This is a genomic window from Pseudonocardia ailaonensis, assembly GCF_039531635.1.
GTDB lineage: Bacteria > Actinomycetota > Actinomycetes > Mycobacteriales > Pseudonocardiaceae > Pseudonocardia > Pseudonocardia ailaonensis.
On the sequence record NZ_BAAAQK010000025.1, the window covers coordinates 176272 to 199335 of the forward strand.

The window sequence follows — 23064 nt, forward strand, 5'->3', positions numbered from 1 at the left end:
GTTAGGGACGGCGACCGCGCGCGACGACGGGCGAACTACTCATCTCCCCTACTCATCACCCAGACCGCGACCTGGCTGCGCTTGCTCATGCCGAGCTTCGTCAGGATGTGCTGGACGTGGTTGCCGACGGTCCGCTCGGACAGCACCAGCCGCGCGGCGATCTCGCGGTTGGTGAGGCCCTGGGCGACCAGCCCGGCGACCTCGCGCTCCCGGGCGGTCAGGGGACCGGCGTCGCGGCCGAGCAGGGTGTCGATCGTGTTGTCGATCCGGCGGAGCCACGGCGTCATGCCGAGGCGCTCCGCGGCCGGGCGGGCACGGACGAGCAGGAGCCGCGCCTCGTCGGGACGCTGCTGGCGCTGCCGGACGTCGGCCAGCTCCACCGCCGCCTCGACGGCGAACCCGGCGGCCCCGATCCGCTCGCAGGTCGCCAGCGCGGCGGCCAGGTGCTCCGCCGCCGCGTCGAGATCGTCGAACGCGGCGCAGCGGCCCAGCACCAGGTCCACCGGGCCGAGATACGAGGCGGCCCCGGCCCCACCCACGACGTGCCCGCGCGCCTGGTCGACGAGGGCCGTGCGGAACCAGGCGGCGTCCTCGCGCAGGCCGAGCAGCACCGCGATCGAGGCGCCCACGGCGTACGCGAGCACCGTGAAGTACGGCGGGACGTCCCACTCCCTCGGTGGGCCGGTGAGCCGGTAGAGGTGCCCGGCCTCCTCGGGCATCCCGCTCTCCGCGAGCGCGACGGCGGGGCCGAGGCGGGCGAAGAGCGCGGCCCGGACCTCGCCGCCGTCGAGGTCCGGGGTGGGCTCGGGTGGCGCATGACCGAGATGGTGTCCGACGGCACCCAGCAGGGAGAGCCGGGCCCCGACGGCCGCGGTGTGCCCCAGGCCCGCGACCAGCCGGTACGCCTCGTCGGCGAGGGCGAGCGCGGTCGCGAGCTCCCCCCGGGCCTGCGCGAGGGCGGCCCGGCAGACCAGGAGGTGCCAGGCGGCGAGCGGGCTGCGCTGCTGCTCGACGCACCACCGCAGCCGGGTCAGCTCCGCCTCGATCCCGGTGAGATCACCCCGCTCCCACAGCACGTCGACCATCCACAGGCGACCCCACATCTCCACGTCGGGCCGGTGGGAGCGCTCACCCAGCGCGGTCATCCGGGCGGCGAGATCGGTGCGCTCCGCGGTGTGCTCGGGGCCGCTGCAGGTGAGCTGGCGGGCGCGCAGGGCCGCGACCAGGGCGTCCTCGTCCCCCTCGGTCTGCGCGAGGGCCAGGGCCTCCGCGGCGGGGTCGGCGGAGGCGGCCACGTCGCCGTCGTAGAACAGGGTCTCGGCGAGGCGGGCGAGGAGCCGGGCGCGCAGGATCCGGTCGGCGCCGCCCGACGGTCCGCCGGCCTCCGGCCCTCCGGGTAGGGCGGTGCCGCGCAGGGTCGGGTCGGGCAGGGTCGGGTCCGGCAGGGTCGGGTCCGGCAGGGTCGGGTCCGGCAGGGTCGGGTCCGGCAGGGTCGGGTCCGGCAGGGTGGCGAGTGCGCGGCGGCACCAGCCCGCCACGGTGCGGTCCCAGGCCCGGTCGCCGACGGCGTCGAGGGTCAGGGCGGCGCGGGCCACCGCGTCCTCGTCCGCCGCCACTGCCTCCCGGCACGCCTCGAGCGCCTGCGGGAACCGGCCGGTGGCGGCCTCCGCGGCGGCGAGCGCGAGCAGGAGATCGGCCCGTTCCGCAGCCGGTAGAGCGGGCCCGCCGCAGGTCAGGGCGGAGGTGTAGAGCCGGGCCGCCTCCTCGTGGGCGAACACGCGGGAGGCGTCCTCGGCGGCCCGCCGCGCCCAGGCGACCGCCTGTTCCCGATCCCCGACGACGGCAACCGCGGCCCGGTGCCGCGCGATGTCCGCGGACACCCGGGAGAGCCCGTCCCGGTGCAGGTCCTCCAGTGCCTCGGCGGCCCGCAGGTGCAGGACGACGGCCTCCTGCAGCGGCGTCTGCGCCTCCAGGACAGTCCGGACCAGGCCGTGGGCGAAGCGGAAGCGGCCCCCGCCGGCGTCCGTGAGCAGGCCGGCGGCGAGGGCGTCGGTCACCGCGGGCAGGCAGGTGACGGTGGGCTCGTCGAGCAGCCGGGCGGCGACGGTCAGCTCGAAGTCCTCGGCGAGCAGCGAGGCCGCGCGCAGCAGGCGCTGGGCCGCGGGGCCGAGCCGGCGCACCCGCGCGGTGATGACCTCCCCGACGCTCCCCCAGGCCGACCCGGGACCGAGCCGGGCGAGCTCGCGCAGGAACAGCGGGTTCCCGCCGCCCGCGGCGACCGCCCGTCCCACCTGGTCCGCGGCGAGGCCGGCGGCCTGCAGCAGCTCCCCGGCGGCCTCCTCGGCGAGCCCGCCGAGCACGATCCGCTCCACGTCCGGGCCCGCGAGCAGGTCCGGCCCGACCCGGTCCCATCCCGCCGTCGACTCGCCGGTGCGCCGGGTCGCGCAGCACACCAGGCCGCGGGAGCCGCCGTCGCGCAGCAGGAGCCGCAGCGCGAGCAGCGAGGCCTCGTCCGCCCACTGGATGTCGTCGACCACCAGGAGGCAGCCCGCGTCGGCCGCGAGCACGTCCCGGATCGCGGCGAAGAAGGCGAAGCGCTCGTCCGGCAGGACCTCGGGGGTCAGCTGGCGCCAGAGCCAGAAGGGCGGCCCGCCCTCCTCGGCGCCCTGGGCCCACCGGACCCGCGCCGCGAGCCCCTCGGCCAGCTCGGCGACGAGGCTGGTCTTGCCGATCCCGGCCTCGCCCTCGACCACCACCAGCCGGGGACCACCGACACGGGCGGGATCGACCAGCGCCCGCAGCGCGGCCGACTCGGCCCCACGCCCGAACAGCGCCCCCGACACCGCCGCAGCCTAGCGCCGCCCCACCAGCCGCATTATGGAGCCACAACGGCGTCCAGGGCCCCCTCAGAAGGCGTTATGGCTCCATAACGCGAATTCTGGGGGCTGAGGGTGACGTCATGGCTCCATAACGCGGCTCGGGAGGTGGGAGGAGCTCGCCACCCGGGCGCGGGTGTGGGTGCACTCGGAGAGGAAGGACGCCACCGCGCGAGCCTCCTCGGCCACCTCGGTGCGCTCGGCGCGGGTGAAGCGGCGGAGCGGGGTGACCTCGACGGCGCCGTCGCGATCCGTCCACAGTGCAGCGACCCGGCCGTCGACCAGGACGGCACGTTCGCCGGCCACGGAGAGGCCGCGGTGGGCGTCGTCGACGATCCGGGTGCGGTCGTCGTAGCCGAGGATCGCGTTGTCGAAGGCGGGCAGGAAGCGGACCGGGGCGGGGGTGTCGGGGTCCGGGCGCGGGGCGTCCGGGAGGTCGAGCAGCTCGCGGCCGCGCTCGTCGCGGAACGACACCAGCTCCTCGCGGACGGCGGCCACCGCGGCGGGCAGCCCGGCGAGCCCGCACCAGGCCCGCAGGTCCGCGCTCGCGGCCGGACCGTAGGCCGCGAGGTACCGCCGGACCAGCGCCTTCCCGACCGGGTCGCCGTCGGTCTCCGGATCGGGATCGCGGCCGAGCCAGGCGTCGTAGGGCAGGTGGCGGGCCCCGGCCGTCTCCCGCCAGAGGCCGCGGGGCGGCAGCTGCACGGTCGGGACGAGGGCGGCGACGACCGCCTCCCCCAGCACCCGCGGACCGGCCTCCGGCCAGCGCTCCGCGAGCGCGCGCCCGACCTCGCCCATGGTGAGCGGGCCGCCGGCGAACAGGGCGCGACCGGCCTCGGCGAGCTCGTCGAGATCGACGCCGGCCAGCTCCGCGCGGTACACCCCGAGCAGCCGCTGGCGCAGCAGGGCGGCGTGCCGGGTGCGCCAGGCGAGGGCGTCGGCCGCCGTCACCAGGTGGATCGTCCGTCGCATGAGGACGGTGCGGACGACCTCGCGATCGGTGAGCAGCCGCGAGAGCTCGTGCGGGTCGAAGTCCCGCAGCCGCGACCAGATGCCCACGAACGGCTCCTGCGGCTCCTGGGCCTGCACTCCACCGAGGTGCACGACGGCGTCGAGCACCGGCACGTCCACCCGTTCCAGCAGGAACTGGCGGGCGAGCGAGGCTCGGTTCAGGGCGCGCCGGGTGAGCATGCTGCCCACCCTGCCCGACCCTGCGGTCACTTTCCGGCCGCTATCGGCCGATCTCCCGGGTGACACCGAGCGCGGCGAGCTTGTCCGGGTTGCGGACCGCGTAGAGGTGCGTGATCAGGCCGTCCGTGATCTCGATCAGGAAGATCCCCTCCAGCTCGTCCCCGTTGCGGACGACGACCGACGGCGCGCCGTTGGCCGTGACCAGCTCGAACCGCGCGGCGGGCATGTCCGCCGCGAAGCGGAACATCCCGAGCAGGACCTTGACCACGCGCTCCGCGCCCACGACAGGCCGCCGCGCCGCGCTCCGCTTCCCGCCGCCGTCGGCCGTCCAGGTGACGGTCGGGGCGAGGACGGCCAGCAGCCCGTCGACGTCGCCGGTGGCCGAGGCCTCCATGAACCGGCGGGTGACCTCGGCGGTCTCGGCGACCGGCGCGTAGCGCTTCCGGCGGGCGTGGACGTGCTCGCGGGCGCGGTGGGCCACCTGCCGGACGGTAGCGACGGGCCGCCCGACGGCGCCGGCGATCTCGTCGTAGCCGAAGCCGAAGACCTCGCGCAGCACGAACACCGCGCGCTCGTCCGGGCTCAGCGTCTCCAGCACCACGAGCATCGCCATCGACACGGACTCGGCGAGCACGGTGTCCGAGGACGCGTCCCGCTCGTCGAGGAGCAGCGGCTCGGGCAGCCACGGGCCGACGTACTCCTCGCGGCGCCGCGACGTGGCCCGCAGCGCGTTCAGCGCCTGCCGGGTCACCACCTGGGCGAGGTAGGACTTGTTGTCCCGCACCGTGTCCAGGTCGACCTCGGCCCAGCGCAGGTAGGCGTCCTGGAGGACGTCGTCGGCCTCCGTGGCCGAGCCGAGGATCTCGTAGGCGATCGTGAACAGCAGCGGCCGCAGCGGGGTGAACCGGTCGGCGTGATCGTCCGGGTGCTCGCTCACGGGACCATCGTGGCAGGCCGGTCCACCTTCGCCCCGCCCTTGAGCCACGGCGTGGCGCCCGGCTTGCGGGCCTCCCGCTTCAGCCCGAACACGGTGCCCTTGCACACGAACTCCTTGATCGCCGCCGCCGCCCTGCCCGTGACGATCACGTCCCGCGGGCTGTCGTCCTTGCGCGCGACCTGGATCACGGCGGCGCCGCGGCCGAGGCTCACGCACGACCCGACGAACGCCTGGTCCAGCGCGGCGGGCTCGGTGCCGGCGATCCGGCTGACGACGGTGTTCGCGGCCTGCATGGCGAGCGGGCCCGCGGCCTGGCAGCTCATCCGCAGCGGTGTGCCCGACGGCGCCGCGGCGTCCCCGGCGGCGACGATCCGGTCGTCGTCGACGCTGGTGAGCGTCTCGTCGGTGAGCAGGCGGCCCGCGGCGTCGGTGCGCAGGCCGCTGCGGGCGGCGAGGTCCGGGATGCCGAAGCCCGCGGTCCAGATCGTGACGGCGCTGGGGCGCTCGCCCCCGTCGAGGACCACGGCGTCCGGGGTCACCGCGCGGACCTTCTCGTCGAGCACCGTGACGCCGAGGCGGGCCAGGGTGCGGGCGATCGCCCGGCGGCCGCGCTCCGAGAGGCTCGGGGCGAGGGTCCCGCCCGTCACCAGCGCGACGGTGCGGCCCTGCTCGGCGAGCTCCGACGCCATCTCGATGCCGGTCAGGCCGCCACCGACCACGGTGACCGGGGCGTCGGCGGGCAGCGCGTCGAGGGCGGCGCGCAGCCGGCCCGCGTGCTCGAGCTCGGCCACCGAGTAGGCGTGCTCCGGGGCGCGGCCGGTGCTGCCCACGGCGTAGACGAGGTAGTCGTAGTCGAGGGTGTCGCCGCTGGTCAGGTGCACGCGGCGGGCCCCGGCGTCGATGCGCTCGGCCCCGGCGACGACCAGGCGGACACCCTCGCCCAGCAGCCCGGCGAACTCCCGGGTGGCCGCGCCGGTCCCGGCGACCAGCTGGTGCAGCCGGATCCGCTCGACGAACTCGGGGCGCGGGTTCACCAGCGTGACCTCCGCGTGCGGGGCGAGGCGGTCGGCGGCGGTGACGCCTGCGTAGCCGCCACCGAGGACAACGATTCGTGTGGTCATGCCCTCGGGACACCGCGGCGCACGATGGCGTGACATCGCGTGACGCAGGTCACTTCGGTAACGCATTCTCTCGATCGACGAACCTTCCGGAAGATCGTCGTCCTTTGAGGAGCCGCCTGGTGTCCGGTCTGTCGCGCCGTGGCTTCCTGGCGTCCGTCTCCGCGCTGGCCGCCGCCTGGCAGCTGAGCCCCGCGGCCCTCGGCACCGCACTCGCCCAGCCCCTCGCGCCGGGCCAGGCGCTGTCGACCCTGCAGCGCACGATCCTGCAGGGCCCGGTCGCGCAGGGCAGCTACCGCACGCTGGTCACCGGCCCGGGCGAGCCGTACATCCCGCGCCTCGACGTGCTCGGCCGCACCGCGAACCCGGACCGCGCCCGCTCCCGGCGCTCGCTGCTCTACCTGGGCCACCTGTCGGACATGCACGTGATCGACTCGCAGTCGCCGGGCCGGATCGAGCCGATGATCGTGCAGGACCACTCGGCGTGGGCCTCGGCGTTCCACCCCCAGGACCCGATGACGGTCCACGTCCTCGCCGCGATGGTGAAGGCGCTGTCCGACCTGCGCACCAGCCCGCTGACCGGCGCCCCGATGGCGGCCGCGATGGTCACGGGCGACAGCGCGGACATGCACTCCGACCTGGAGCTGCGCTGGTACATCGACACCCTCGACGGCGTGCCGGTCACCCCGAACAGCGGGCTGGCGGACGTCTACGAGGGGATCCAGTCCTGGGCGGACGCCACCTGGGCCTACCGCCCCGAGGATCCGGCCGGCGGCGACTTCGGCGACTACGGGTTCCCGCGCATGCCGGGCCTGCTGGAACGGGCGATCCGCGGCCCCGTGGAGTCGCCCGGCCTGCCCGCGCCCTGGTACGCGGTCTACGGCAACCACGACACGCTGCTGCTCGGCACGTTCGGGATCTCCTCCCAGTTCCGCACGATGGCGGTGGGCGACCGCAAGGCCCTGGCCTGGCAGGCGCTCGCCGGGGACGTCCTCGGCGGCTACGCGGCCACCGCGAGCCCGATCCAACGGCTGGTCGACGCCCTGGACCAGCGGTTCGGCCTCTCGCCCGGCTACCGCACGGTCACCCCGGACGCCCGCCGGCGGATCTTCGAGCAGCGCGAGTTCATGGCCGCGCACTTCGTCACGCCGATCAATCCCGGGCCCGTGGGGCACGGGTTCACCCAGGCCAACCTGGACTCCGGCGAGACGTGGTGGCAGGCGGACCTGACGCCGCAGGTGCGGGTGTTCGGCCTGGACACCTGCAACCAGGTGGCCGGCCCGGACGGCGCGGTGCCGGACGAGCAGTTCCGGTGGCTGCGCACCCAGCTGGAGCAGTCGAGGGACAAGCTCTGCCTGGTCCTGAGCCACCACAACAGCCTGACGCTGGAGAACCAGGCGCTGCGGCCCGGCGCGACCACCGTCCTGCACGGTGCCGAGGAGTTCGTCGACCTGCTGCTCGACTTCCCGAACGTCGTGGCCTGGCTCAACGGGCACACGCACCTCAACCAGATCCTCGCCCACTCCCGTGGGAAGGCGGGATTCTGGGAGATCACCACGGCCTCCTGCATCGACTTCCCGCAGCAGCAGCAGGTCGTGGAGCTGGTGGACAACCGGGACGGCACGATGTCGATCTTCACGACGGTCGTCGACCACGCCTCGCCGATCGCCGCGAGCACGGGGACCTCCTACACCGACCTGGCCGGGACGAGCCGCGAGCTGGCCGCCAACGACTGGATCGAGAACCCCTTCATGCGCCGGGGCTCGCCGCTGGACCGCAACACCGAGCTGCTGCTCCCGGCGCCCTTCGATCTCTCGACGATCAGCGATGCGGCCCTCGAGGCCCAGCAGAACGCCGCCCGGGCGCGGGTGCTGGCCCGATGAGCGAGCACGCAACCCGCCACCCTGTGCGCGTGCAACGCGCACGGAGGGCGTTGGTGCTGGTGGCCGGCCTGATGCTGCTGGCGGGGTGCTCGCAGGCCGCGGCGATCGCGCCGGTGAGCGGTGGGCGGGAGGCGCTCGTCCGGTTCGCGGGGAACGACGTCCTGGTGGCACAGCAGGTGGCGGTGCTCGAGGCGCCGGTGTGCGCGCAGGCGGGCGAGGTCGTGACCTGCAGCGGGAGCACGGTGGACGGGCAGGAGATCAAGGTCGCCGCGCCGGCCGGGGATCCCGCGACCATGACCGTCACCGTGGGGTCCCGGACGCTGTACGACGGGCCGGTCCAGGCCGTCGTCGACAAGGCGGGGCGGCCGTGAAGGGCGGAGTGAGGCGCTTCGCCTCGGTCGCGGGCGTGGTGCTCCTCCACGCCGCGGTCCAGATGCTGCTCGTGATCGGGGACCCCTCGCCCGGCGCGACCCTCTGGTTCGTGCTCGCCGCCATCGCGTCGGTGGTGGCGCTGGTGCTCGCCGTGTGGGCGGTCGCACGCCTGGTGGGCGGGCGGGCAGTGGCCGGTGGAGTGGGGCTCGGCCGGGTGGTCGTGGTCGGCGTCCTCGCCGTGGCGGCCAGCCTGCTCAGCCCGCTCGCGCTGCCCGTGGTCCTCGTCCTGGGCACGCCGTGGTTGGTGGGGGCGCGACCGTCCGGGCGGGCCGTGCTGCTGCTGGTCGGGGGCCTGGTGCTGGCCGCGCTGAGCTGGGTGATCGCGATGGTCCTGGGCTTCTTCGTCGGCGGGCTGGTGGCCGCGTTCCTCACCTGGGTGTGGTTCGGGGCGGTCGCGGCACTGCTCCTGAGAGGCTTCGCGCGCCTACGCTGACCGGCATGAGCGACGCCTCGGCCGAGATCGACACCCTCATCGCCACGCACGACGACTGGCGCGGCGCCCTGCTCGCCGAGTGCCGGCGGATCATCCTGGACGTCGATCCCGGCATCGTCGAGGAGTGGAAGTACATGGGCGCCCCGGTGTGGTCGCTCGGCGGCACCCTGATCGTCGGCAACATCTTCGCGAAGAAGGTCAAGCTCGGGTTCCTGTGGGGCGCCTCCCTCCACGACCCGGAGGGGCTGTTCAACGGCGAGCTGGGCGGCAAGCAGCGGCGCTCGTACGAGTTCGCGGAGGGCGACACGGTGAACGAGGCGGGGCTCGCGGGGCTGGTGCGCGAGGCGATCGCCCACAACCAGGCCAAGAAGAGGTAGCCGTGCAGGTCACGACGGTGTGGCGGTACCCGGTGAAGTCCATGCTCGGGGAGCGGGTCACCGAGACGGAGGTCGACGCGGGCGGCATGCGCCGGGACCGCGGCGTCGCCCTGATCGACGGCGAGACCGGCAGGGTCGCGACCGCGAAGCACCCGCGGCTGTGGCGGGCGCTGCTGCAGTACCGCGCGGCCGTCGACGACGACCACGTCGTGATCACCTCGCCCGCCGGCTGGACGCTCGACGCCCTCGACGCGGGCGCGCGGCTCTCCGAGGAGCTCGGCCGGGTGGTGCGGGTGACCACCGAACGCCCGCCGGGCGCAGAGGTCGAGCGGCCGGATCCCGAGGACGTGCTGGCCGAGGGGGTGGAGGCGACCGTGGCCGCACCGACCCTTCAGATCGCGCAGGGCACCACGGGCGACACGTTCGTCGACTACGCGCCGCTGCACCTGATCACGAGCGCGACGCTCGACGAGATCGGCGTGGAACACGTCCGCTACCGGCCCAACCTCGTGCTGCAGACGCGGCCGGGCACCCCCGCGTTCGTGGAGAACTCGTGGATGGGCCGCGAGCTGCGGATCGGCAGCGTGGTGCTGCGGATCGTGCTGCCGACCCCGCGCTGCTCGGTCCCGACGCTCGAACACGGCGACCTCCCGCGGTCCCCGGACGCCGTCCGCACCCCGATGCGGGCCAACCGGGTCGACGTCCCCGGCTTCGGCGTCCTGCCCTGCGCCGGCTGCTACGCCGAGGTGGTCGAGGGCGGGACGATCCGGGTCGGCGACGCCGCCGAGCTCAGCCCCTGAGCAGGCCCTCCAGCACGGTCCGGACCGGCACCGCGGGGTGGCCGAGGACGGTCTCCAGGGCGGGATCGGTCGCGGCGAACTCGCCCCGGCGGGCGGCCCGGAACATGCCGAGGGTGAAGTCGGCGGCGAAGGGCGGCATGCCGTTCGCCACCGCGGTGGCCTTCCACTCCTCGTCGCCCACCACGATCCGCTCCACCGGCCGGTCGAGGATCTCCGCGGCGAGGGCCGCGACGTCCGCGAGATCGAGGGCGACCGGTGCGGTCAGGGGCGGGGTGATCCCCTCGAACGTCCCCGGCTCCGCGAGGGCGACAGCCGCGATCTCGGCCAGGTCCGCGTGGTCCGTCCAGGACACCGGCCCGTCCTCCGGGGCGACCAGCCGGCCCGTCTCCGCGACACCGCCCAGGTACATCCCCAGCGTGCTGGCGTAGAAGCCGTTGCGCAGCGCCGTGAACGGCACCCCCTGCGCCAGCAGGTGCGCCTCGGTCGCGGCGTGGGTGAGCTGCGGGGCGAACAGGGAGTCGGGCGCGGCGGCCTGGTGGCTCGTGTAGAGGATCCGCGACGCCCCGGCCGCGCGGGCCGCGTCGATGGCCGCGAGGTTGGCCGCGACCGCCCCCTCCCCGCGGATCGCCGCCGACACCACGAGCACCCGCTCGGCCCCCTCGAAGGCGTGGACCAGCGAGGACGGGTCCGTGAAGTCTCCCCGCCGGACCCGGACGCCCCGGGCGGCGAGCCCCGACGCGGCGGCGGGATCGCGCACGCTCACCCCGATCTCCCCCGCGGGCACCCGCTCCAGCAGCCGTTCGACGATCCGGGACCCCAGGCGCCCCGTGGCACCGGTCACGACGAGCATGTTTCCTCCGCTAACACGATCGAGCTATCTCTGATGTTTCCAGTGATACCACGATTCGGATAGCATCGGTTCATGACGGAGGACCCGCGTTCCGCGATCGTCGTCGCCGCCGCGCGGCTGCTCCGCGAGCAGGGCGTGCGCGCGGTGACGACCCGCGCGGTGGCGCAGGAGGCTGGCGTGCAGGCGCCCACGATCTACCGACTCTTCGGCGACAAGGACGGCCTGATCGACGCCGTGGCCGAGCACGTCATGGCGACCTACGTCTCGACCAAGGCCGGCGCCCCCCATGCCGACGACCCGGTGGCGGACCTGCGCGCCGGATGGCGCTCCCACGTGGAGTTCGGACTGGCCAACCGCGAGCTCTACGCGCTGCTCAGCACCCCCGGCCGGCGCAGCCCGGCGACCGCCGCGGGGGTGGCCGTGCTCCGGGCCAAGGTCCGGCGGCTCGCCGAGGCCGGCCTGCTCCGCGTCGACGAGGAGCGGGCCGTCGCGATGATCCACGCGGCCGGCGCCGGTGCCGTGCTGGCGCTCGCGGACGCCCCCGATCCCGGCCTGGCGGACGCGATGTTCGCGGCCGTGTCGGCGGCGGTCCTCGCCGACACCCCGGCGACCCCCGACGACGGGCTCGGCACCCTGCTCGTGACCCTCGCCGCGCTCGTCCCCACCCTGCCCGCGCTCAGCGCCGCGGAGCGGGGCCTCCTGACGGAGTGGATCGCGCGGATCCGCGGATCGGGCGCCTGACCCCGCACCCCCTCCGCAGCCGCCGGAGAACGAGCCCGAAGTCTCCGCAGAAACCGGATTCGCGCTGGTCAGGCACTGTGTAGCGAGCGGCAAGGGCTGTGCACCACAGGACAAGCGGTGCGGGGCCCGGGCGCCGCAGGCTGGGCGGCACCACCACGTGCCGGAGGACCCGCATGACCGCGACGATCGAGAACACGGGCGCGGTGCGCGCCGCCTGCCCGCAGGACTGCCCGGACACCTGCGCCATGCTCGTCACCGTCGAGGACGGGAAGGCGACCGCGGTCCGCGGGGATCCCGACCACCCGTACACCGCGGGCGGGCTGTGCGTGAAGGTGAACAACTACCTCGACCGCGTGTACGACCCGGGCCGGGTCCTGTTCCCGCTGCGCCGCACCGGCCCCAAGGGCAGCGGCCGGTTCGAGCGGATCACCTGGGACGAGGCGGTCGACGAGATCGCCACCCGGTTCCGCGCGATCGCGGACGAGCACGGCCCCGAGGCGATCATGCCCGTGAGCTACCTCGGCACCCAGGGCATCCTGAACGGCCTCAACGTCGGCGACCCGTTCTTCGCGAAGCTCGGCGCCACCGTCGCCGAGCGCACCTACTGCGACTCGGGCTCCTGCACCGCCTACGCCATGACGATCGGCGACACGGCCGGCGTCGACCCGGAGAGCCTGGTCCACTCCAGGTTCATCCTCATCTGGGCCTGCAACGTGATGAGCACGAACCTGCACCTCTGGCCGTACATCACCGAGGCCCGCAAGCGCGGGGCCAAGGTGGTCGTCGTCGACCCGGTCCGCACCCGGACGGCGGCGGCAGCGGACCAGCACATCGCCCTGCGCCCCGGCACGGACGGCGCGCTCGCGCTGGCCATGGCCCATGTGATCATCGCCGAGGGCCTCACCGACCAGGCCTACGTGGACAACTACACGGCCGGCTTCCCCGAGTTCGCGGAGCGGGTGGAGCAGTACACCCCGGAGTGGGCAGAGGGCGAGACCGGCGTGCCGGCCGACGTCATCCGCACCCTGGCCCGGGAGTACGCGGGTGCGCAGCCGTCCGTGATCCGGATCGGGGTCGCGATCGAGCGGCACGCCGGGGGTGGCCAGACCGTCCGGGCCCTGTCCTGCCTGCCCGGTCTCGTCGGTGCCTGGCGGAAGCCCGGCGGCGGCATCCTGCAGCTGCCGCTGTGGGCGTTCCCGGTGAACTGGGGCGCCTTCATGCATCCCGAGCTGCTCACCCCGGGCACCCGCGTGGTGAACCAGTACCTGCTCGGCGGCGCGCTCGCCGGGGACCTGCCCGCCGGTCCGCCGATCAAGGGCCTCATGGTCTACAACTCGAACCCCCTGGTCACGTGCCCGGACCAGGAGCGGCTCGTCGAGGGGCTGCGCCGGGAGGACCTGTTCACCGTCGTGAGCGAGCAGTTCATGACGGACACGGCGGAGTACGCGGACATCGTCCTGCCGGCCACGACCCAGCTGGAACAGGACGACATCATGTTCTCCTGGGGCCACCTGTACGTGACCTACAACCACCAGGCCATCGAGCCCCTCGGCGAGGCCGTCCCGAACACGGAGATGTTCCGCAGGCTGGCGGCGCGGATGGGCTTCGACAATCCGCTCTTCCGCCGCACGGACGCCGAGATGATCGCGGAGGCCTTCGACTGGTCCCATCCGCACATGGAAGGCATCACCGTCGAGTCGCTGAAGGAGCAGGGCTGGCAGCGGCTGAACGTCCCGTCGCCGGACGAGTACGCGCCGCACGCCGAGGGCGGTTTCCCGACGGCCTCGGGCAAGGTCGAGCTGCTCTCCTCGGCCGCCGCGGGCGGCAACTTCGTGGTCCCGCTGTTCCGGCAGGGCTCCAACGACCACCAGCCCGGCCAGCCGGTGGACCCGCTGCCGCACTACATCCCGCCGCGCGAGTCCGCCGCCGCCGATCCCGAGCTCTTCGCCCGCTACCCGCTCAACCTGCTCACCCCGAAGTCGCACGCGTACCTCAACTCGAGCTTCGCGAACCACGACTTCCACCGCCGGGTGGGCCGCGAGCAGGCGGCCCGGCTGCACCCGGACGACGCCGCCGCCCGCGGCATCTCCCCCGGTGACCCGGTGCGGGTGTTCAACGACCGCGGAGAGTTCACCGTCGTCGCCGAGACCGACGACGCGGTGCCCCGCGGGGTCGTGGTGTCGTCCATGGGCGGCTGGCGCAAGCACTCGAAGGCCGGGGCCACCCTGGCTGCGGTGAACCCCACAGTCTTCGGGGATCTCGGCAATGCGCCCACGTTCTCGGACACACTGGTCGAGGTCGAGATCGTCTGAGGGGGTACGCGGTGTCCGTCCGCACGGCGACCGTCGGGGATGCGATGGTCCGGTTCCCGAAGCTCTGCGGGCCCGACACAACCGTGGCCGACGCCCACGGGTTCTTCGCCGACGACCACGTGCACGCCCTGCTCGTGGTCGAGGCCGGCCGCCTGCTCGCCGTGGTCGAGCGGGCGGACCTGCCCGGTCTCGCCGGCCCGGCCCGCGACTGGGGAGGGCTGACGAGGGCCGTCGATCCCGGCGCGGACCTCGAGGAGACGCGGCGGTGGATGACCGAGCGCGGCCGTCGCCGGCTCGCGGTGATCGGTCCGGACCACGAGCTGCTGGGGCTGCTGTGCCTGAAGCGCACCGGTGCCGGTTTCTGCAGCGACGACGGGATCCGTTCCCGCCGGGAAGGCGGCGCGACGTTCATGCGCCCGTGACGGGAGCGTGCCACCATGCCCTATGGCCATCGTCACCATCGACACGTCGGGGGTCGGTGAGCCGGACCGGCTCGACTTCTGGCGGTCGACCGTGTGCGACCAGTTCGTGGACCTCGACGTCACGCCCACCGCGGGCCGGCTCGTCGACGGCCGGATCTCCGCCGCCGACATCGGCGGCACCCACATCCGCCGGATCGCGTCCGGCCCGCACACCTTCACCCGCACGTCGCGGCAGGTCCGCGCCGCCGACGAGGACTACCTGCAGATCGCACTGGCCCGTCGCGGCCGCACCCTGATCGTCCAGGACGGGCGGGAGGCCGTGATCCGGCCCGGCGAGTTCGTCCTCTACGACAGCAGCCGCCCCTTCACGTTCGCGACGACGGACGACTTCGAGTACTCGGTCTGCCTGCACCCCAAGCGGAGCCTGGGGCTCACCGAGACCGAGATCGCGGCGGTCACCGCCATCCGGTTCGACGGGCGACGCGGCGTGGGCGCGATGGTGCCGCCGATGCTGTCCGCGCTGCACCGGACCGTCGACGAGGGGATGACGCCGGCGACCGTCGAGGCCCTGGAACGGACCGTCGGCGACCTGTTCGGGGTGCTGGTGCGCAGCCACGTCCCGGCCCGGTCGCCGGCCGGTGTGCACCTCGACCGCGCCCGGGCCTTCCTCCGCGAGCACCTCGCCGACCGGGAGCTGAACCCGGCCGCGGTCGCCCACGGCTGCGCGATCTCGGTCAGCTACCTGCACCGGCTGTTCGCCGAGGCCGGCACGTCGGTCGGTGCCACGATCCGGGAGGAACGGCTGCTCCGCTGCCGCGCCGACCTGGTGCGGCCGGAACTCGCGCACGTCGCCGTCGGCGCGATCGGCGCCCGCTGGGGACTGCCCGATCCGGCCCGGTTCAGCCGCGCCTTCCGGGCCCGGTTCGGCTGCTCACCCAGCGGCTACCGGGCTCAGGCGACCGGCCAGTTGAGCTCCGTGCGCAGGTCGGCGGGATCCATGTCCGGCGACGGCTCGGTGACGTAGACCTCCCAGAACTCCCCGCCGGGCGTGAGCCCCTGCTCCGCGATCCACGCGCCGAGCGCCTGCCAGGCCTCACCCAGGCCGTCGAAGGACCCGGCGTGGACCAGCCGCGCGACCCGGCCGGCGGGCAGCTCTCCCGCCACCACGTCGCCCTCGGGCGTCACGGGGCGGTCGGTCGGGAAGCCCGCCGCCAGGTCCACGGTCTCCCCCGGCATGCCGAAATAGTGGCCGAAGGCGGGGCCCGTGATCGCCACGCCCTGGCCCGCGACGGTCGTCGGCAGCACGGAGAACGCGCGGTCGTAGAAGGGCGCCAGCTCGCTCATCGCCACGACCTCCCGCACGACGGCCGTCGGCGTGGCGGTGGTGGTGATCAGTTCCGGGGTGCTCATGCGGGCTCCTCAGGTGTCGGGAGTGACGAACCTAGGACCCGCCGAGCCCCCGGAACTCATCGGCGTACGAGGGATCCGCCGGCGCCTGCGCACCCCGGGCGAAGGTGTCCAGACCGGGCCACTCGTCGTCGCTGGTGGCGTACACGCTCCAGTCGTGCACGACGGTCCGGTGCGCGATCCGCCATGCCCCGTCCCGCCTGGTCAGCCGGTCGAGGTAGCGACCGCCGAAGCGGCCCACCTGCGGCGGCGAGCCCGGCCGCCGGTGGACAGCCACGAAGTAGGTCTCGGCCCGCGCCTCGGAACCGGAGACCTCGACGAGCGAGTTCGTGAGGTGGTGCTGGGTGACCAGGTCCCCGCGGCCCGGCTGCCCGATCAGCCACTCCGCGAACTCGTGGGCGTTGCCGCTGAAGATGCCGTGGTCATCCGTCGCGTCCGGGTGGTAGACCGACTTCAGCAGCGGCAGGTCGCCGCGGTCGACCGCCCGGCAGTAGCGCGCGAGGACATCGCCGATCTCCTCGCGCGCCACCAGCTCGGCCAGGTCCATCAGTCCTTCTCGATCACGCCGAGTGCCTCCAGGACCCGGGTCGGGGTCAACGGCGTCTGGGTGATCCGCGTGCCGCCGACCTGGGCGAACGCGTCGTCGACGGCGTTGAGCAGTGCAGCCGGGGCGAGCACCGTGCCCCCCTCGCCGACCCCGCGGGAGCCGACCATGGTGGCCGTCTCGAACTCCATGTGGACGATCTCGATCTCCGGCACCTCGGGGGCGCTCGGCATGAGGTAGTCCATGAAGGTGCCGGCGAGGTACTGCCCGTCGTCGCCGTACGCGGAGTGCTCCAGCAGCATCCCGCCGAGTCCCATCGCGACGCCGCCGATCACCTGGCCGTCGACCACGTCCGGGTTGATGATCTTCCCGCAGTCCTCCACGACGAGGTAGCGCGGAATGCTGATCTTGCCGGTCTCCTGGTCGATCTCGACCCAGCAGGCGTGGCTGCCCTGGCCCCAGCCGCCGTTCTCGCCGTCGTAGATCGCGGTGGCCTCGAGGTTGAGGTCCAGGCCCTGCGGCATCATCCCGGGCGCCATGTAGCAGCCCATCGCGAGCTGGGCGAGCGGCACCTGCGAGGCCGGCGCGCCCTTCACCGAGATCACCGAGTCCTTGATCTCCAGGTCGTCCGGGTTCGCCTCCAGCATCGCCGCGGCGATCGTGATGACCCGCTCCTTGACCTCCCGCGCGGCGACCATGGCCCCGCCCGTTGCCATCATCCCGGCCTTGGAGCCGCCGGTGCCGATCATGGTGAAGACCGTGGCGTCCGTGTCGCCGAAGACAATCCGGACGTCCTCGTACGCGACCCCCATCTCCTCCGCGACGACCTGCGCGAGCGTGGTCTCGTGCCCCTGACCGTGGGGGATCTGTGTGGTGAACGCCGTGACGTGCCCGTCCGGCTCGATCCGCAGCCGCACCGGCTCGGCGCCGAACGGGAAGCCGATCTTGCCCCAGAACTCGGGGGTCCCCGGCGCGGGCTCGTAGAAGGTGCCGACGCCCAGGCCCAACAGCCGGCCCTCGGCGAGCGCGGCCTTCTGCTCGGCCCGGAACGCGTCGAAGTCGATCATCGAGACGAGCTTCTCGAAGGTCTCCGCGGCGGTGACGCCCTCCATCGTGAAACCGCCGCCCGAGATGATCGGCTGCTCCGTGACCGGCACCAGGTTGCGCTGCCGCACCTCGACCGGCGAGATCCCCACCTTCTTCGCGATGAGGTCCATCATCCGCTCGCGGACGAGCGTCTCCACCGCCCACGGCCCGCGCAGCGAGATGTAGGACGCCTTGTTGGTCGCCACCGCCGTCGCCTTGAAGCGGTAGGCGGGCACCCGGTACGGCCCGGGCAGCATGTACCCGGCGATGTTGGTGACGACCGGGGCCGGCGGCATGATCGGGTACGCGCCGGAGTTCATGACCATGTCGGCCTTGAGCCCCAGGATCGTGCCGTCGGCCCTGACCGCCGCCTCGATCGTCACGGTCTCGTCCCGGGCCGCGCCCCCGGCGGTCAGGTTCTCGTTGCGGTCCTCGACCCACTTCAGCGAGGCCCCGAGGTGCTTCGCGGCCGCACAGAGCGCCACGTCCTCGCGGTAGATCGAGAACTTCAGCCCGAAGCTGCCGCCGATGTCGCTGGTGATCACGCGCATCAGGTGGATGGGCTGGTTGATGAAGCCGGACACCAACAGCCGCAGCAGGTGCGACGTCTGGGTGGAGGCCTCGTAGGTCAGCTGCCCGGTCGAGCGGTCGTAGGTCGCCACGCCGCCGCGGCCCTCCATCGGCGCGCAGCCCCAGCGGTGCTGGTCGATGTGGTCGACGAGGACATGGTCGGCCTCGGCGAACGCCTTCTCGACGTCGCCCTCCTCGAACCCGCCGCGGTAGACGACGTTGCCGGGGACCTCCTCGAACAGCTGCACCGCGCCCTCGGCGAGCGCGTCGGTGCTGCTCACGACCGGATCGAGGATGTCGTAGTCGATCTCGATCAGGCCCGCCGCGTCCTCGGCGACGTACCGGTCCGAGGCGACGACGAGGGCGACCGGCTCCCCGACGTAGCGCACGGTGTCCACGGCCAGCGCCGGATACGTGGCGCTGTTGAGGCCGGGGATCGGGGCACCCAGCGCAAGCGGGTTGGTGAAGGCCGCCATGTCCGGGCCGGTGATCACCGCGACGACGCCCTCCAGCTCGCGCGCCGCGTCGACGTTCAGCTCCGTGATCCGGCCGTGCGGCACGGTGCTGCGCACGAAGTGGGCGGTGAGGGTGGAGCGGTCGCCGGCGTCGTCGATGTAGCGGCCGGTGCCGGTCAGGATGCGGACGTCCTCGCGGCGCTTGATCTTCGCCCCGACGATGCCGCCGACGACACTGGAACTCATCGCACTCCCTCGCTTCGCCCGGTCGGCGCTGCGCTCGAGCGCTGTGCCGATGATTCGCTCGCAAGCTCGCTCATCGGTCCCCCTCCCCGGCCAGCACGGCCTCGGCGCCGTCGATGATCTTCTGGTAGCCGGAGCAGCGGCAGATGTTGCCGGAGAGCTCCTCGCGGATCTCGGCGCGGCTGCGCGGGCAGGGCAGGCCGGCGGCCCGCTCCTGCTCCATGCCGTAGATCGCCATCACGAACCCGGGCGTGCAGAACCCGCACTGGAACGCGCCGCTCTCCCACAGCGCCTTCTGCACGGCGTGCATCTCCCCCGGCGGGGCGACGCCCTCCACGGTGGTCACCTCGTGCCCGTCGGCGTGGACCGCCAGGGCGAGGCAGGAGCGCACCGTCTCGCCGTCGAGCAGGACCGTGCACGCGCCGCAGACGCCGTGCTCGCAGCCCAGGTGGGTGGCGGTGAGCCCGAGGTCGTGGCGGAGGAAGTCCGCCAGGGTGCGGCGGGGCTCGACCCGCGCCGTCTTGACCAGGCCGTTGATGGTGATGGTGATCTCGCGGTCGGTCACTGCGACTCCCTCGCTCGGTCGGTGGCCGTGGCCAGGGCGCGCCGGACGAGGACGCCGGCGACGTGTGTGCGGTAGGCGCCGGACGCGTGCAGGTCCGAGGCCGGATCGAGGGCGGCGGAGGTGGCGGCGGCCGCGGCGGCGAAGGCCTCGTCGCCGGGGGTGGCACCGCGCAGCGCGGCCTCGGCGTCGGCGGCCCGGACCGGGGTCAGCGCGACGCCCGAGACGGCGATGCGCGCCTCGGCGATCGTGTCGCCGGAGAGCCGGACGTGGACGGCGACCCCGGCCATCGCGAAGTCCCCGTGCCGGCGCGCGACCTCGGCGAACGCCGATCCGCAGCCGGGCCCGTCGACGGGGAACCGGACGGCGGTGAGGATCTCCTGCTCGCCGAGCGCGGTGGAGAGGAAGCCGTCGAAGAAGTCCGCCGCGGCGATCCGCCGCTCCCCGCCCGGCCCCTGCGCGACCAGCTCGGCGTCGAGGCAGAGCGCGACCGTCGGCAGCTCGGCGGCCGGGTCGGCGTGCGCGATGCTGCCGCCGACGGTCCCGCGGTTGCGGATCGCGGGATGCCCCACGTTGGTCAGCGCCTCGACGACCAGCGGCACGGCCGCGGCGACGTCCTCCGATCGCTCGGCGGTCCGCTGCCGGCACATGGCGCCGACGACCAGCGTGTCGCGCTCGCGGTAGACCTCGGAGATCCCGGTGACGGCGTTGAGGTCCACGATGTGCGCGGGCTGGCTGAGCCGCAGGTTCAGCAGCGGCATCAGGCTCTGGCCGCCGGCCATCACCTTGGCGTCGCCCGGATCGTCCAGACCGGACAGGATCTTGACCGCCTCGTCGACCGACGTGGGGGCCCAGTGTTCGAACGGTGCAGGCTTCATCGCTCCACTTCCCGTGCGGCTACGGAGTGACCCCCGTCACGGCATTAGACGTTAGGACAGTAACGTCGGCTCGTCGGACCCCACAACCGTCGCGAGTGATTTCCCGGCGCACCGGGTCTCGGACCGCTGCTAGGTCCCTCGCGACTAGCCCGTCGGTGCTGTGGCTGTCAGGATTCGTCCGCCCGGCGCGAGGAGGTCCCGGTGGGCCCCCTCGTGACCACCAAGCTGCACGTCCCCCGGCGGCGGCGCGGCCAGGTGCCCCGACCCCGGCTGACCCGGGTGCTCGACGCGGGCGAGTCGGCGTTGACGCTGGTCTCGGCCCCGGCCGGGTTCGGCAAGACGACCGTGCTCGCCGACTGGCTCGCCGGACGGACGGGCCGCACCGCGTGGCTCTCGCTCGACGCGCGCGACGACGATCCCGCGACCTTCTGGGCCTACGTCCACGCCGCGCTGCGCGCTGTCGTCCCCGCGCTGGGAGCGGTGGTCCCCGGGCCGGCGGAGGCGGACCTCGCGACGCTGGTCAACGACCTCGCCGCGGTCGACGACGGGCTCGTCCTGGTGCTCGACGACTTCCACCTCGTCGGCTCGCCGGCCGTGCAGGAGGGCGTCGGGTTCCTCGTGGAACACCTGCCCCCGCAGGTCCGGCTGGTGCTCGCCACCCGCGCCGATCCGGCGCTGCCGCTCGCGCGCTGGCGAAGCCGCGGCGACCTCGTCGAGCTGCGGGCCGCGGACCTGCGGTTCACCGGCGAGGAGGCCGCGGAGTACCTCATCGGCGCCATGGGCCTCACGGTGTCCGCCGACGACGTCGCCGTGCTCGAGGAGCGGACCGAGGGCTGGATCGCCGCCCTGCAGCTCGCGGCACTGTCGCTCCGCGACCGCGACGACGTGCGGGGGTTCCTCGGCGAGTTCGCCGGCGACGACCGCTACATCGTCGACTACCTGGTGGAGGAGGTGCTGGCGCGGCTGCCGGCCTCGCAGCGGGAGTTCCTGCTCCGGACCTCCGTGCTGGGCCGGATGACCGCCGAGCTGTGCGACGCCGTGACGGGCCGCTCCGACGGTCGTGCCGTCCTGGACGCGCTCGACCGCGCCAACCTCTTCCTGGTCCCGCTGGACCGGCGTCGCCGCTGGTACCGCTACCACCATCTGTTCGCCGACGTCCTGCGCGTCCATCTGCGCGCGGAGCTCCCCGCGGCCGAGCCGGGCCTGCACGCCCGCGCCTGCGAGTGGTTCGAGCAGGCCGGCGAGCGCGCCGAGGCGGTGTCCCACGCCCTGGCCGGCGGGGACATGGTCCGGGCCGCCGAGCTGATCGAGCCGACCCTCCCGGCCCTGCGCCGCGACCGCCGGGAACTGACCATGCGCCGCTGGCTGGAGGCCCTCCCGGACGATGTCCTCCGGTCCCGCCCGGTCCTCGCCGTGGGCCGCGCCGCCGCCCTCATGGCCCTCGGCCGCCCGGCCGAGGCGGAGTCCTGGCTCGCCACCGCCGAACAGGCCCTCACCTCCACCCCCGCGAGCCCAGCGCCCCCCACCCCCGCGAGTCGGCACTTTCGGGAGGCCGAAACACACATCTGCGACGTCCGACCGCAGGATTTCGTCGGCCAGATGGTCGTCGTCGACGAGGAGGCCTACCGCTCACTCCCCAGCGCCATCGCCCTCTACCGCGCCGCGATCGCCCTGCTCGCCGGGGACCTCCCCGGCGCCGCCGCCCAGGCCCGGCGGGCGATCGAGGCGGCGGGCGACGATCCGCTCGGCCGCGGCAGCGCCTCGGGGATCCTCGGCCTCGCGCTGTGGGCCGAGGGCGATCTCGACGGCGGCCACCACTGGTACGCCGAGGCCGCGCGATCGTTGGAGGCAGCCGGGCACAGATCGGACGTCGCGGGCTGCACGATCGCGCTCGTCGACATCCGGCTCGCCCAGGGCCGGCTCGACGAGGCGCTGGCCGAGCTCGGGCAGGCGTTCCGCGTGGTCGCCCCCGAGGGCGAGCCGCCGCTGCGCGGGGCCGCGGACCTGCACGTCGCACTGGGCACGGTCCTCCTGGAGCGCGACGAGATCGACCAGGCCCGCGCGCATCTCGCCACCGCCGAGGAGCTCGGCGACCGCGGCGGGCTCCCCCAGAACCCCTACCGCCGCCGGGTCCTCGCCGCCCGCCTGTCCGAGATCGACGGCGATCCCGAGGGCGCGCTGCGCCTGCTCGACGAGGCCCAGCGCCACTACGTCGGCGACTACTTCCCCGACGTCACGCCGATCCAGGCACGCCGGGCGCTGGTCGAGGCCCGCCGCGGCCGCGGGACGGCAGGGGAACCGGCCGAGCTCACCTACCTGCGGGAGTTCGAGCACCTCGCGCTGGCCCGCGCGCTGGTCGCCCGCGGCGAGCACCCGTCCGAGCTGCTCGACGGCCTCGCCGCGCAGGCCGAGCGGGGCGGCCGGACGGGAACCCTGATCGCCGTCCTGGTGACCCGGGCCCTCGCCGAGCAGGCCCGGGGGAAGCAGGCCGCGGCGACCGAGGCCCTCCGCCGGGCGCTGGACCTCGCGGCCCCGCACGGACACCTCCGCGCCTTCCTCGACGAGGGCCCGCTCCTCGTGTCGCTGCTCGAGGCGTCGGGGTCGGAGTACGCCGGCACCGTGCTGGGCCGCCTATCGGGCCGCCACCCACGAGCGACCGGCCCTGCCCCGCTGAGCGCCCGGGAGCTCGACGTCCTGCGGCTGCTCGGCACCGACCTCGACGGCCCGGACATCGCCCGGCGGCTGTTCGTCTCCGTCAACACCGTGCGGACCCACACCAAGAACATCTACGCGAAGCTCGGGGTGACCAGCCGCCGCGCGGCGGTCCGCCGGGCCGCGGAGCTGGACCTCCTGCCCCGCCGCTAGGTCCGGCACCCGGACCGGCCCGGCACCGCCGAGGTCGGCGCCGCTCCACGGCCGGCGCCCACCCCTCGAATCACCAAGCAGG

20 protein-coding genes are annotated in these 23064 nt (G+C 74.1%); 10 read left to right on the forward strand and 10 right to left on the reverse strand.

What is annotated here, in order from left to right; genetic code table 11:
- Positions 1 to 35: 35 nt before the first annotated feature.
- From ABD324_RS30070 to ABD324_RS30085, 4 genes are all read right to left on the reverse strand, one after another.
- The gene (locus ABD324_RS30070) at positions 36 to 2843 is read right to left on the reverse strand and encodes a helix-turn-helix transcriptional regulator (protein WP_344424720.1); all 2808 of its coding nucleotides are present in this window, start codon (positions 2841 to 2843) and stop codon (positions 36 to 38) included.
- A 114-nt stretch (positions 2844 to 2957) separates the two neighbouring features.
- Positions 2958 to 4067: a winged helix DNA-binding domain-containing protein gene (locus ABD324_RS30075; protein WP_344424723.1), complete on the reverse strand. Its 1110-nt coding sequence runs from the start codon at positions 4065 to 4067 to the stop codon at positions 2958 to 2960.
- A 40-nt stretch (positions 4068 to 4107) separates the two neighbouring features.
- Complete coding sequence (locus ABD324_RS30080) at positions 4108 to 5004, reverse strand: RNA polymerase sigma-70 factor (protein WP_344424726.1); 897 nt, start codon at positions 5002 to 5004, stop codon at positions 4108 to 4110.
- Positions 5001 to 6125 carry an NAD(P)/FAD-dependent oxidoreductase gene (locus tag ABD324_RS30085; RefSeq protein WP_344424729.1) on the reverse strand — a complete coding sequence of 375 codons (1125 nt, stop codon included), beginning with the start codon at positions 6123 to 6125 and terminating at the stop codon, positions 5001 to 5003. The genes ABD324_RS30080 and ABD324_RS30085 overlap by 4 nt, the downstream gene beginning before the upstream one ends.
- Positions 6126 to 6244: 119 nt before the next feature.
- On the opposite strand from ABD324_RS30085, the gene ABD324_RS30090 reads away from it, so the two are divergent.
- From ABD324_RS30090 to ABD324_RS30110, 5 genes are read left to right on the forward strand one after another with little or no spacing between them, the layout of a single operon-like run.
- Positions 6245 to 8005, forward strand: coding sequence for a TIGR03767 family metallophosphoesterase (locus tag ABD324_RS30090; protein WP_344424731.1), 1761 nt, complete (start codon positions 6245 to 6247; stop codon positions 8003 to 8005).
- A gap of 29 nt (positions 8006 to 8034) precedes the next feature.
- Positions 8035 to 8376, forward strand: a complete 342-nt coding sequence (locus tag ABD324_RS30095; protein ID WP_344424734.1) for a hypothetical protein — start codon at positions 8035 to 8037, stop codon at positions 8374 to 8376.
- Positions 8373 to 8870, forward strand: coding sequence for a hypothetical protein (locus tag ABD324_RS30100; RefSeq protein ID WP_344424738.1), 498 nt, complete (start codon positions 8373 to 8375; stop codon positions 8868 to 8870). The genes ABD324_RS30095 and ABD324_RS30100 overlap by 4 nt, the downstream gene beginning before the upstream one ends.
- A 5-nt stretch (positions 8871 to 8875) precedes the next feature.
- Positions 8876 to 9247 (forward strand): DUF1801 domain-containing protein, encoded by a 372-nt coding sequence (locus tag ABD324_RS30105; RefSeq protein WP_344424741.1) that lies wholly within the window; start codon positions 8876 to 8878, stop codon positions 9245 to 9247.
- Between the two features lie 2 nt (positions 9248 to 9249).
- Positions 9250 to 10047, forward strand: coding sequence for an MOSC domain-containing protein (locus tag ABD324_RS30110; RefSeq protein WP_344424743.1), 798 nt, complete (start codon positions 9250 to 9252; stop codon positions 10045 to 10047).
- Here the strand turns inward: ABD324_RS30110 and ABD324_RS30115 are convergent.
- Entirely contained in the window at positions 10037 to 10897 is an 861-nt protein-coding gene (locus tag ABD324_RS30115; RefSeq protein WP_344424745.1) for an NmrA family NAD(P)-binding protein, read from the reverse strand. The two genes, ABD324_RS30110 and ABD324_RS30115, sit on opposite strands and share 11 nt — an antisense overlap.
- A 72-nt stretch (positions 10898 to 10969) precedes the next feature.
- On the opposite strand from ABD324_RS30115, the gene ABD324_RS30120 reads away from it, so the two are divergent.
- The 4 genes from ABD324_RS30120 to ABD324_RS30135 all read left to right on the forward strand — a co-directional run bounded on the left by ABD324_RS30120 (position 10970) and on the right by ABD324_RS30135 (position 15396).
- Entirely contained in the window at positions 10970 to 11638 is a 669-nt protein-coding gene (locus ABD324_RS30120; RefSeq protein WP_344424748.1) for a TetR/AcrR family transcriptional regulator, read from the forward strand.
- 173 nt (positions 11639 to 11811) lie between these two features.
- Positions 11812 to 13950, forward strand: coding sequence for a molybdopterin-containing oxidoreductase family protein (locus ABD324_RS30125; RefSeq protein ID WP_344424750.1), 2139 nt, complete (start codon positions 11812 to 11814; stop codon positions 13948 to 13950).
- 11 nt (positions 13951 to 13961) lie between these two features.
- Positions 13962 to 14372 carry a CBS domain-containing protein gene (locus ABD324_RS30130; protein ID WP_344424752.1) on the forward strand — a complete coding sequence of 137 codons (411 nt, stop codon included), beginning with the start codon at positions 13962 to 13964 and terminating at the stop codon, positions 14370 to 14372.
- Positions 14373 to 14394: 22 nt separating this feature from the next.
- Positions 14395 to 15396: an AraC-like ligand-binding domain-containing protein gene (locus ABD324_RS30135; protein WP_344424755.1), complete on the forward strand. Its 1002-nt coding sequence runs from the start codon at positions 14395 to 14397 to the stop codon at positions 15394 to 15396.
- Here ABD324_RS30135 and ABD324_RS30140 read toward each other — a convergent pair.
- From ABD324_RS30140 to ABD324_RS30160, 5 genes are all read right to left on the reverse strand, one after another.
- Entirely contained in the window at positions 15324 to 15782 is a 459-nt protein-coding gene (locus tag ABD324_RS30140; protein WP_344424757.1) for a GyrI-like domain-containing protein, read from the reverse strand. The two genes, ABD324_RS30135 and ABD324_RS30140, sit on opposite strands and share 73 nt — an antisense overlap.
- A 31-nt stretch (positions 15783 to 15813) precedes the next feature.
- A complete protein-coding gene (locus tag ABD324_RS30145; RefSeq protein WP_344424760.1) occupies positions 15814 to 16326 on the reverse strand; it encodes a nuclear transport factor 2 family protein in 513 nt (170 codons plus the stop codon).
- Positions 16326 to 18680, reverse strand: coding sequence for a xanthine dehydrogenase family protein molybdopterin-binding subunit (locus tag ABD324_RS30150; protein WP_344424763.1), 2355 nt, complete (start codon positions 18678 to 18680; stop codon positions 16326 to 16328). The genes ABD324_RS30145 and ABD324_RS30150 overlap by 1 nt, the downstream gene beginning before the upstream one ends.
- A 70-nt stretch (positions 18681 to 18750) precedes the next feature.
- Positions 18751 to 19242, reverse strand: coding sequence for a (2Fe-2S)-binding protein (locus ABD324_RS30155; protein WP_344424766.1), 492 nt, complete (start codon positions 19240 to 19242; stop codon positions 18751 to 18753).
- On the reverse strand, positions 19239 to 20117 hold the full coding sequence (locus ABD324_RS30160) for an FAD binding domain-containing protein (RefSeq protein ID WP_344424771.1): 879 nt from the start codon (positions 20115 to 20117) through the stop codon (positions 19239 to 19241). The genes ABD324_RS30155 and ABD324_RS30160 overlap by 4 nt, the downstream gene beginning before the upstream one ends.
- A gap of 201 nt (positions 20118 to 20318) precedes the next feature.
- Between ABD324_RS30160 and ABD324_RS30165 the strand changes: the two genes are divergently transcribed.
- Positions 20319 to 22982 carry a winged helix-turn-helix domain-containing protein gene (locus tag ABD324_RS30165; RefSeq protein ID WP_344424774.1) on the forward strand — a complete coding sequence of 888 codons (2664 nt, stop codon included), beginning with the start codon at positions 20319 to 20321 and terminating at the stop codon, positions 22980 to 22982.
- Positions 22983 to 23064 lie beyond the last annotated feature (82 nt).